This window comes from Serratia sp. K1WW1 (assembly GCF_055790865.1).
On record NZ_CM147697.1, the window covers coordinates 1,319,426 to 1,331,100 of the forward strand.

General features: G+C 55.1%; 8 protein-coding genes. 6 read left to right on the plus strand and 2 right to left on the minus strand.

Annotated features, from left to right (window positions below; all coding sequences use genetic code 11):
- Positions 1 to 14 precede the first annotated feature (14 nt).
- From ACX9GU_RS05865 to ompL, 5 genes are all read left to right on the plus strand, one after another.
- On the plus strand, positions 15 to 1,361 hold the full coding sequence (locus ACX9GU_RS05865) for an L-fucose/L-arabinose isomerase family protein (RefSeq protein WP_473194123.1): 1,347 nt from the start codon (positions 15 to 17) through the stop codon (positions 1,359 to 1,361).
- Positions 1,362 to 1,414: 53 nt separating this feature from the next.
- Complete coding sequence (locus ACX9GU_RS05870; protein WP_473194124.1) at positions 1,415 to 3,442, plus strand: alpha-glucosidase; 2,028 nt, start codon at positions 1,415 to 1,417, stop codon at positions 3,440 to 3,442.
- Positions 3,443 to 3,522: 80 nt separating this feature from the next.
- Positions 3,523 to 4,920: an MFS transporter gene (locus ACX9GU_RS05875; RefSeq protein WP_473194125.1), complete on the plus strand. Its 1,398-nt coding sequence runs from the start codon at positions 3,523 to 3,525 to the stop codon at positions 4,918 to 4,920.
- Between the two features lie 85 nt (positions 4,921 to 5,005).
- Positions 5,006 to 6,442: an MFS transporter gene (locus ACX9GU_RS05880; protein ID WP_473194126.1), complete on the plus strand. Its 1,437-nt coding sequence runs from the start codon at positions 5,006 to 5,008 to the stop codon at positions 6,440 to 6,442.
- A 144-nt stretch (positions 6,443 to 6,586) separates the two neighbouring features.
- Positions 6,587 to 7,267: a porin OmpL gene (gene ompL / locus ACX9GU_RS05885; RefSeq protein ID WP_473195120.1), complete on the plus strand. Its 681-nt coding sequence runs from the start codon at positions 6,587 to 6,589 to the stop codon at positions 7,265 to 7,267.
- A 128-nt stretch (positions 7,268 to 7,395) separates the two neighbouring features.
- On the opposite strand, the gene ACX9GU_RS05890 is transcribed toward ompL, so the two are convergent.
- A complete protein-coding gene (locus ACX9GU_RS05890) occupies positions 7,396 to 8,082 on the minus strand; it encodes a response regulator (RefSeq protein WP_473194127.1) in 687 nt (228 codons plus the stop codon).
- Positions 8,083 to 8,099: 17 nt separating this feature from the next.
- Entirely contained in the window at positions 8,100 to 9,692 is a 1,593-nt protein-coding gene (locus ACX9GU_RS05895) for an ATP-binding protein (protein ID WP_473194128.1), read from the minus strand.
- A 343-nt stretch (positions 9,693 to 10,035) separates the two neighbouring features.
- Between ACX9GU_RS05895 and ACX9GU_RS05900 the strand changes: the two genes are divergently transcribed.
- On the plus strand, positions 10,036 to 11,388 hold the full coding sequence (locus ACX9GU_RS05900) for a 2-hydroxycarboxylate transporter family protein (RefSeq protein WP_473194129.1): 1,353 nt from the start codon (positions 10,036 to 10,038) through the stop codon (positions 11,386 to 11,388).
- The last annotated feature ends 287 nt before the right edge of the window (positions 11,389 to 11,675 follow it).

Sequence of the window (11,675 nt, forward strand, 5' to 3'; positions counted from 1 at the left end):
TTACTGGAAGCAATATGATGAAAAATAAAGCAAAAGTGGGCGTGTTGGCACTTGGCCGTGCGACCTTCGACGTGCCCTACGCGCAAGAGATGCTGGCGCAAGCCTGGCAGACGCTGAGCGGGATGGATATCGAGCTGGTGGGGGAACCGGTATTGCAGTTTGATGCCGAATCGGCTCTGCAAATACTGCCCGCACTCAAACAGGCCGATCTCGATCTGCTACTGATCCTGCAAGTGACCTTTACCGATGCCTCCCTTACCACCGAAGTGGTGCGTGATTTCCCGGTGCCCACGGCGATGTGGTCATTCCCGGAAGCCCGAACCGGTGGCCGTCTGCGCCTGAACTCTTTCTGCGGGGTGAATCTGGCTTGCCATGCCCTGAGCCGTGAAGCTATCAACGTGCAAACGCTGCACGGCCTGCCGGACGACAGCCGGGTGATTAACGAATTACAGCAGCTGGCGCAGGCCGCGGCCATCGTTAAGCGCTTCAAACAGGCCAAGGTGATGGTGATTGGCGAACACCCGCTGGGTTTTGACGCCTGCAACTACAACCAGCAGCAGCTGACGCAGCACTTTGGCGTTGAGGTGACTCGCCAGCCGGTGCTGGAGTTTATTGACGAGGTGAAGGCACTGCCGGACAGCGTGGCCGATGCGCCTTATGTCCGCCGTGCCAAGGATTTCCCTAACCTGGCAGAGATGGATCAAACGGCCACCCGCAAAACGCTCAAGGTTTACTCTGCCCTGCGTGAAAAAGCGCAGCGTGAAGGTTACACCGGCATTGCCGTGCGCTGCTGGCCGGATTTCTTTACCGATTACGGCTGCGCTGCCTGCGGGGCATTGGCGTTGATGAACGAAGATAAAGTGCCGTGTGGCTGTGAAGCCGACATGTTTGGCGTGCTCTCTTCGCTGATGGCGCAGTGGGCCTCTGGCAACGCGGCGTTCAATACCGACCTGGTGGATATCGATCCGCAGGATAACAGCGTGGTGTTCTGGCACTGCGGGCAGGCACCGATAGAAATGGCCGATCGCGATGGCCCGGTGCAGGCCACTATCCATTCCAACCGCAAGCTTCCTCTGCTGTCTGAATTTGCTCTCAAACCGGGGCGCATCACGCTATGCCGTATCACACAGGGCGAGGGCAAGCTGCGCCTGATGCTGGCCGGTGGCGAAATGATCAAGGCTCCGCTGGCGTTTTCCGGCACAGCCGGGACCGCGCGCCTGGATGTGGATGCAGACACTTACCGCCAGCGCCTGATTGCGGCGGGTATGGAGCACCATACCTCGCTGGTTTACGGCGAGCACCGCCCGCTGCTGCGCAAAGTGGCCGGTCTGCTTGGTTTGGACGTGATTGAACTGACCTGAGCGGGCGACCACGCTTGGAACAATACGGCATTTAACCTTTTGGAGAATGGATCATGGCTTCTCAGCAAGGCTTGGAACTTACGCAACACGCAGGTGGATTTACGCTGACCTTTCAGCAGCGTGTGCTGATACAACACACGACTACGGCTCCGTGCCTGTGGATTGGGCGCGGCAAGGCGGATATCGAAATGTTCCGCGGCAACTTCAGCATCAAAGACCAGCTCAGTGAAAAACTGGCGCTGACCGAAACTCAGATCGTCCCACAGGGCAAAGGCTGGCTGATCCGCTTTAGCCGGGGCGATGTGGCCCAGTGCACGCTGGCAATCACTACCGATGCGCAAGGGCGGTTGGAAATGCAGCTGCGCAACAGCGACGAGCAGAACAACCGCATGTGGTTGCGCCTGGCTGCTCAGCAGCAAGATCACGTTTATGGCTGCGGCGAACAGTTTTCCTATTTCGACCTGCGCGGCAAGCCTTTCCCATTATGGACCAGTGAGCAGGGAGTTGGCCGTAACAAGCAGACCTACGTTACCTGGCAGGCGGACTGCCAGGAAAACGCCGGTGGTGATTACTACTGGACCTTCTTCCCGCAGCCGACGTTTGTCAGCAGCCAGAAATATTACTGCCACGTAGAAAACAGCTGCTACATGAACTTCGATTTTTCTGCCCCAGAGTTCCATGAACTGGCGATCTGGCAGGATCAGGCGGTGTTGCGCTTTGACTGCGCCGACAGCTACATCAGCCTGTTGGAAAAGCTGACCGCGTTGCTTGGCCGCCAGCCAGAACTGCCGGACTGGGTGTATGACGGCGTCATCTTGGGCATTCAGGGCGGCACCGAAGTTTGCCAACAGAAGCTGGACGTGATGCGCGAGCACGGTGTCAAAGTCAGCGGGATCTGGGCGCAGGACTGGGAAGGACGGCGGATCACCTCTTTTGGCAAACGCCTGATGTGGAACTGGCGCTGGGACAGAGAGCTGTACCCGGAACTGGATAAGCGCATCCCGCAGTGGAAGAAGGAGGGGGTACATTTTCTGGGGTACATCAACCCTTACGTGGCCATCGAGAAAGAGCTGTATGCCGAGGCGGCAGAAAAAGGCTATCTGACCAAGGATTACGATGGCAAAGACTATCAGGTCGAGTTTGGCGAGTTCTATGCTGGCGTGGTCGATCTTACCAAGCCTGAAGCCTATGACTGGTACAAGAACGTCATCAAAAACAACCTGATCGAGTTTGGCCTCGACGGCTGGATGGCGGACTTTGGCGAATATCTGCCGACCGATACCGTTTTGCATAACGGCATCGATGCGGAAATCATGCATAACGCCTGGCCAGCACTGTGGGCCAAGTGCAACTACGATGCGCTGGAAGAATGCGGCAAGCTGGGCGAGATCCTGTTCTTTATGCGCGCGGGCTATACCGGCAGCCAGAAGTATTCGGTGATGATGTGGGCGGGCGATCAGAACGTGGACTGGAGCCTGGACGACGGCCTGGCTTCGGTGATCCCGGCGGCGCTGTCGTTGGCGATGACCGGCCACGGTCTGCACCACAGCGATATTGGCGGTTATACCACGCTGTTTGAGATGAAACGCAGCAAAGAACTGCTGATGCGCTGGTGCGAGTTCTGCGCTTTCACGCCGATGATGCGTACCCATGAAGGCAACCGCCCAGATGATAACTGGCAGTTCGATCATGACGTGGAAACCATCCGCCAGTTTGCCCGCATGAGCCAGGTATTCACCTCCCTCAAGCCGTACATCAAGCAGGCGGTGGCGCTCAATGCGCAGTCCGGCTTACCGGTGATGCGTCCGCTGTTCCTGCATTATGAAGACGATGCCCACACTTACAGCCTGAAATACCAATACCTGTTTGGCCGCGATCTGCTGGTGGCACCGGTGCATGAAGAAGGGCGTACCGACTGGACGCTCTACCTGCCACAGGATAGCTGGATCAACCTGTGGACCGGTGAGCGGCATAGCGGAGGGGCCGAGGTGACGATAGCAGCACCAATGGGCCAACCGCCGGTGTTCTATCGGGCGGATAGCGAGTGGGCGGAGTTGTTCGCCTCGCTACGTACGCTGTAATCACCAACTGTCAGCCGCCCGTTGCCCAACCGGCAAGGGCGGCTATCTCTGGGAATAGGTGTTTTCCAAGGAGAATCACCATGAGTGAAGCTAACCAGGATCCGGTGAAGCTGATATTGCCCCTGCGCGAGAAATTCGCCTATGGCATGGGCGATGTTGGTTCCAACCTGCTGTTGTGTGTCGGCACGCTGTATCTGCTGAAATTCTATACCGACGTGTTGGGGATCCCCGCCGCGTGGGGCGGGCTGATATTTCTGATCTCGCGTTTCTTTACCGCCTTTACCGACATGGGCACCGGGCTGATGCTCGATTCCCGGCGCAATATTGGCCCCAAAGGCAAGTTCCGGCCATTTATCCTTTATGCCTCAATGCCGGTGGCATTGCTGGTGGTGGCCAACTTTATCGGCGTGGGTGCCTCGTTTGATGTCACCATTAAAACGGTGATCGCCACGCTGATCTTTATGGCGTTCGGGCTGTTCTTCAGCATGATGAACTGTTCCTACGGCGCGATGGTGCCGGCGATGACTAAAAACCCGCAGGAACGTGCGCAACTGGCTGCCTGGCGGCAGGGTGGGGCGACGGTGGGTCTGTTGCTATGTACCGTGGCGTTTGTGCCGATCCTGTCGCTGTTTGATGGGCGCCCACAGGTAGGTTATCTGGTGGCGGCGGCGATCTTCGCTTTCGTCGGCATGCTGTGCATGTGGTGGTGTTATTCCGGTGTCAAAGAGCGTTATGTCGAGATCCCGAAACCGGGCGCACCCAAGCCGGGTCTGTTGCAGTCCTTCAAGGCCATCGCGGGTAACAAACCGCTGTTCGTGCTGTGCGTGGCCAACCTGTGCACGCTGGCGGGCTTCAACATCAAGCTGGCGATCCAGATTTACTACACCCAATACGTCCTCAACGATATCACCCTGTTGTCCTATATGGGTTTCTTCAGCATGGGCTGCATCCTGCTCGGGGTGCTGCTGGTTCCGACGGTGGTGAAACGCTTTGGCAAGAAAAACGTCTATCTGGGCGGCCTGTCGCTGTGGATCCTGGGCGATGCCATGAACTATATGTGGGGCAATACCTCCACACTGTTTGTGTTGTTCTCCTGCCTGGCGTTCTTCGGCACTGCCTTCGTTAACAGCCTCAACTGGGCGCTGGTGTCGGACACCGTGGAATACGGTGAGTGGAAAACCGGCGTGCGTTCGGAAGGCACGGTTTATACCGGCTTTACCTTCTTTCGCAAGGTTTCCCAAGGGCTGGCGGGTTTCTTCCCTGGCGTGATGCTGGCCTATATCGGCTATGTTCCCAACGTGGCGCAGGGGCCTGGCACGCTGGAAGGCTTGCGGCAGTTGATCTTCCTCTATCCCTGTGGCCTGGCCGTGCTGACCGCATTGACCATGGGGCTGTTCTATCACCTGACGGAGAAGAACTATCTCAAGATCGTCGGTGAGCTGGAAGAGCGCAAGCGGGTGGTAAGCCCGGCGCTATAAGCGGCCTGGTGTTAATCGGGGCGAATGTATTCGCCCCTGCAACCAGAAAAACGCAGGATGTAAGACAATAATAAGGACCCGTCAGATGGCCAACTCTTTATCCTACCAAGACCCCGTTACGCTGCGGTTGCCGCTGCGCGAAAAGTTCGCCTACGGCATGGGGGACTTCGGTTCCAACCTGATGCTGTGTATCGGTACCCTGTATTTGCTGAAGTTCTATACCGATATTCTGGGGTTACCCGCCATCTACGGCGGCGTGATCTTCTTGATCGCCAAATTCTTCACCGCCTTCACCGATATGCTGACCGGCGTGCTGCTGGATTCCCGGCGTAATATCGGTGCCAAGGGCAAGTTCAGGCCGTTTATCTTCTATGCCTCGCTGCCGGTAGCCTTGCTGGCCGTGGCCAATTTCCTCAATAGCGGGTTCAGCCTGAATACCAAAACCGTACTGGCCACCGTACTGTTTATGCTGTTCGGTCTGTTCTACAGCCTGATGAACTGCTCCTATGGGGCGATGGTGCCAGCCATCACCAAAAACCCGCAGGAGCGCGCTCAACTGGCCGCTTGGCGGCAGGGCGGTGCAACGCTTGGGCTGCTGTTATGCACCGTGGGCTTTGTCCCGATCCAGATGCTGTTCACTTCACGCCCGGAGATAGGTTATCTGGTTGCCGCGGTGGTGTTTGCGACCTGTGGCGTGTTTTGCATGTGGTGGTGCCATGCCGGGGTCAAAGAGCGCTATGTTGACGTGGTACCGGCGCATCATAAACCTGGCATTTTCAAATCCTTCCGCGCCATTTTCCAAAACCCGCCGTTGCTGGTGCTGTGCATCGCCAACCTGTGTACGCTGGCGGCGTTTAATATCAAGCTGGCGATCCAGGTCTACTACACCCAATACGTGTTGCACGATATCCATTTACTGTCCTATATGGGCTTTTTCAGCATGGGCTGCATTTTGATTGGTGTGCTGATGGTGCCAGCGGCGGTGAAGCGCTTTGGCAAAAAGCGGGTCTACCTTGGTGGCCTGTTGCTGTGGTGCCTGGGCGATCTGTGTAACTACGCCTGGGGCGACAGCTCGCTCTCTTTCGTAGCATTCTCCTGCATGGCCTTCTTCGGTACGGCCTTCGTCAACAGCCTGAACTGGGCGCTGGTGCCCGATACCGTTGATTACGGCGAATGGAAAACCGGCATCCGCGCGGAAGGCTCGGTGTATACCGGCTATACCTTTTCACGCAAGATCTCCGCCGCGCTAGCCGGATTGTTACCGGGCATTATGCTGACGCAGATCGGCTATATTCCGAATGTTGAGCAGTCTGCCTCGGTGCTGAAAGGCCTGCGCGAGTTAATCTTTATTTATCCCTGCGTATTGGCGATGGTTGCCGCCGTCATGATGGGTTTTTTCTATAAGTTGAATGAGCAGCTATTTATGCAAATCATCACCGAGATTAATCACAAAAAAGGAAACCGCGACCAACAGGCCGAGCCTCATCCGGCAATCAATACGGCAATAATCAAAGAAGTCTAAACCAGGGTATTACCAATAATAACGCACAGCTGTCATGCCTAACGGCATGGCGGCGGGATTTCTGCATGCTTTTTATCAGGAACAATGTCACAAGGAAACTTAACCATGTCTACTTTCTGGGGTTCTGGCAGCAATAAAACCAATATGATACTGCTGGTGGCGGCGTTGTTTGCCTCAACCAGCGCTCAGGCCGGGCGTGCCTATCTGGAAACTCGTGAGGCTTATAATACCGCCTCGGAATTAAACGAAATCATCCTGCGCGGCGGCTATAATTTTGATGGCGGAGCCGGTGTGATGGCCACCAACGCCTATAACATTGGCAAGTTTGATCAGCTCAAGCACAGCTATAACGAGCTTGAGGGCTGGTATCCCTTGTTCCGGCCAACGGATAAATGGACGGTGTCTCCCGGCGGGTTGGTCAACTCGAGCAGCGCGGGCTCCGGCGGTGCCGTTTATCTGGACAACAACTATAAATTCCTGCCGTTTTTCAACCTGACCGTACGTTATCGCTATAACCATAATAACTACGATTCCATCGATTTTAACGGCAACCCGGCGCGTAATGATACCCATGAAATTGCCAACTACTGGAACTTTAAACTCAGCGATGAGTTAAATTATACCTTCGAGCCACATTACTTTATCCGGGTTAACGATTTCCACAGTAAGAATGGCAAGAGTCACCATTGGGAGATCACCAATAAGTTCAGCTATAAAATCGATACCCATTGGATGCCCTATCTGGAGCTGCAATGGCTGGACCGCTGGAACGATTATAATAAGGAGCAGTATCGTATCCGCGTAGGGTTGCGGTATACCTTTTAAACCACACCAATAAAAAACCCGGCCAAGTCTTGGCCGGGTAAAAAGAGCTGAATGTAACATTGATGCCGATATCGAAGGGGATATCTGTGAATCAGCATAACCCCGCAATATGACAGGCAGATGTCAGCCTAAGCCTTGCGGTATAGACGACGCGGATGACCGATATTGCCGTAGAGCATTTCAACGTGCACAAACTGGGTTGCTACGCAGTATTCCAGATAGCGGCGTGCGGTAGTTTTGCTAATGCCGGCGTGTGCCACCACGTCTTCCACCGCATGGGCTACCTCCGGCCGATCGATGAACAACGCCTGCACCAACTCCAGGGTGATGGTTTCAATCCCTTTGGCGCTGGGCTCGTTGGAAAACTGCTTGGACTGCAGGTTATACAGCGCATCGACGCTGCTCTGGTCGATGACCTTGAAGGTACGCTGGGTCTGCACAAACTGCATAAAACGTTCCAGCGAATTGCGCAGCCGCTTATAGGATACCGGTTTGATGATGTAGTCGAAGGCCCCGTTGCGGATCGCCTGGCTACAGGTATCCATATCGCTGGCGGCGGTGATAAAAATCACCGAGCAGCCGGGCTTTTTCACCGCGGCTTCTTCCATTAGCGCAATCCCCTGGCCGTCCGGCAGAAAGTTGTCCAGCAGGATCAGCCGGGGCTGGTGAGCATTCACTTTTGCTCTGGCATCCGCCAGGGTAGCGGCATAGGCCACCACCCGCAGGTTGAAATTTTTCTCAAGAAATTCTGCGTGCAGCGTGGCCAGTTGCGGCTCGTCTTCCACGATCAGAACGTCCAGTGTCTCAGGTTGCATAGGTTGGATCCGGGTGCTTAAGCTTTGGGGATAAACAGCGAGAAAATGGTGCCGTGCGGATCGTTGTCCGACACTTCGATGCTGCCATGCGCCTGGGCGACGTGGCTGGCCACCAAGTGCAGGCCAATACCGTGGTCGCCCTTATCTTTGGTTGTTACGCCTTGTTCAAACAGCGTATCACGAACCTGCGGTGCAATCCCGGTGCCGCGATCGGCAACTTCGATCACCAGCTCGTTGCTGCTGTCATTGATATAGAGTTCTACCGCTTCGTGCGGTGCCGCGCAACGCAGCGTAGCATCGAACGCATTATCCAGCAGGTTGCCAATAATCGACATCAGCTCGGTTTCATTCAGCGCTGCGGGGATTTGGCGCAGTTGGCAGGCGGGGTCGAAGCGGAGTTCAATGCCTTTTTCCCGTGCGCTGGAGTATTTACCCAACAGCAGGCCACATAGAGCGGCGGAGCTGAAGCGCTGGGAAATGAAATCGAGGATCTCTTGTGCGCCTTCCGACTGGGCCTCCACATAGCGGACGGCTTCGTCATAACGTTGCATATGCAGCAAGCCGGCGAGCGTGGCCGTCCAGTTCAGCTGTTCGTGGCGCATGATGCGCAGGTTATCGGCATAGCGTTTTACTTGGCTAAGCTGGCTGCTGAGGGTGTTGATGTCGTTCTTGTCGCGAAAGCTGATCACCCAACCCTGTAGCTCCTCTTCCTGCATGATCCGCACCCGGCTGGCAATCACTCGGACATGATTGAAACGACACACCTCGTCATGGGTGTCATGCCCCAGCTGTGTAGCGGCAAAGAAATCGGGCTGCGACTGGATGATCTCACCGATATGCTGGCCCATCAGATTGCTGGCCGGTTGGCGCAGATCCAGCAGCTCACGCGCGGCGTGGTTAATGGTGATGATGCGCAGTTGCGGATCTATGGCGATCACTCCTTCATAGATGGCCTCCAACAGGGCTTTTTGCTGGCGCACCAGCAGCGCGATCTCTTTCGGCTCTAATGAAAACATCTGGCGTTTCAGGTTTTTCGATAATAGCCAGGAAAAGATAAACAGCGCCATCAATAGCAAGACGATCGAGGCCACGATCTGGGTCAGCGTGCGGGCATTTAAACTGTCGATATGGGATTTAAGGTAGCCGACGGAAACGATGCCAATTACCCGGTTATTGTCATCCAGGATCGGGGCCTTGCTGCGTAATGAAATACCAATCCCCCCATTGCGGATCGAGATAATACTTTTGCCTTCCAGCACTTCTTTATTATCACCACCGATCATCGGCTTGCCCAGTTGCTCGGGGTGTTCGGAATGATAAAGATGCATGGTTTGGCGGTCACCGATCACAATATAGCTGGCATCGCTGCTGGCACGGATTTTTTTCATCAGTGTGGCGATATATTGCGTGTCGTTATTTTCAACGGCGCTGACCAGGGAGGGGATCAGCGCAATCTCACGTGCCTGCACTTGGGCACGGGCACCCAGATCGCGATGCAACTGCGCATCCAGTTGGTAGTAAGTGTATACCCCGATCAGCGTCAGCAACACGCAGGAAAAGGCGACCAGGCACAGGAACAGCTTGATATGAAAAGAGAGTTTGATGTGCATGGTTTGCCGCGGGTCCTGGTGTCTGTTTGGATGACTACCCTATCATGAGTCGCCCTTGAAGTAATATTGCCCAAGATCAAGTTGTGAGCATCGGCACGGCTTTATTGTAAGGAGGAATATTGCACAGCGGCGTAGTGAACACCGAACGTGCGATAAAATCAGTAAAACTTAAACTAAGTCTATTATTAACGCCATTAACTCCACGGGCTATTTTACATAAAGGGTATTAACGCCATAGAAACCATAACCCCCATTAAAAACCCTTTTTTATTTTGAACAAAATCACAGCGGTGACTCCAGGCGTTTCTCTATGATGGCCGAACAAACAATAAGAGGCCAGATTATGAGCACAACCGATGATTCCTACCTTGTTGCCAAAGACAAAACTGCCGATATTCCGCTGCGTGAAAAATGGTGGCATATTCTGGATAATTACAAAATAGGAATTATACCGCTGCCCTTCTTCGTGCTGGCCGGAGTGCTGATCCTGCTCGATTGCCTGGCAGGGAAATTACCCAGCGATATCGTGGTGATGGTGGCGACGCTGGCGTTCTTCGGCTTTGCCTGCGGTGAGTTCGGCAAGCGCCTGCCGCTGGTGGGGAAAATGGGGGCTGCCGCCATCTGCGCCACCTTTATACCTTCCGCACTGGTGCACTATGGTTTGCTGCCGGACGTGGTGGTTGAATCCACCACCAAATTCTACAAGTCGACCAATATTCTTTATCTCTACATCTGCTGCATCATCGTCGGCAGCATTATGAGCATGAACCGCCAGGTGCTGATCCAGGGTTTCCTGCGTATCTTTGTGCCGATGTTGTGCGGTGAAGTGGCCGGAATGCTGGTCGGGATGGCGGTGGGTATGGCGTTGGGCCTGGATCCGTTCCAGATCTTCTTCTTCCTGATCCTGCCGATCATGGCCGGTGGCGTAGGGGAAGGGGCGATCCCGTTGTCGATGGGCTATGCCGCCATTTTGCATATGGAGCAGGGCGTAGCTTTGGGGCGTATCCTGCCGATCGTGATGTTGGGCAGCCTGACGGCGATCGTGATTGCTGGCCTGTTGAACCAATTGGGGAAACGCTATCCACACCTTACCGGCGAAGGCAGCCTGATGCCGAGCAAGCAGGGCGATAGCCAGGTCGCGGCAACGGAGAAACTGAGCGGTAACGTGGATGTCGCCACTATTGCCTGTGGCGCGCTGCTGGCCATCCTGCTGTATATGGTGGGCATGTTGTTACACCGGCTGATCGGCTTGCCGGCCCCGGTAGGGATGCTGTTTGCCGCGGTGGCGGTGAAGCTGGCACACGGCGTTTCGCCACGTATTCAGCAAGGATCGCAGGTGGTGTATAAATTCTTCCGCACCGCCGTGACCTATCCGATCCTGTTTGCCGTAGGGGTTGCTATTACGCCGTGGCAAGAGCTGGTGGATGCCTTCACCGTGCAGAACCTGATTGTGATCGTGGCCACGGTAAGCACGCTGGTGGCCACTGGCTTCCTGGTTGGCAAGAAGATTGGTATGCATCCGATCGACGTGGCCATTGTTTCCTGCTGCCAGAGCGGACAAGGCGGAACCGGTGACGTGGCGATCCTGACGGCGGGCAACCGGATGTCACTGATGCCCTTCGCCCAGATCGCAACGCGCATCGGCGGAGCGATCAACGTTTCGCTGTCGCTGCTGGTGCTGTCGCATTTCTATTGATGACCCCTCACCCCAACCCTCTCCCACAGGGAGAGGGAGCTGAAAGCCCCTGCTCTGTTGGGAGATAGGCGAAAATCTCAGCGAAGGTGGGTCGACTAATGTACATGATAGGTCCTGGTACTTTCATACCAATCTTGAGGGATTAATCTGTAATTTGTTGATGTATAAGTAGAACATAGTCGTTGAGAGGTGGCTCGTTCAGTCCCCTCTCCCTGTGGGAGAGGGTTAGGGTGAGGGGTCTGGCGGTGAGGTTAAGTGACTCTTGCTGATTAAAAAACAACCATAGC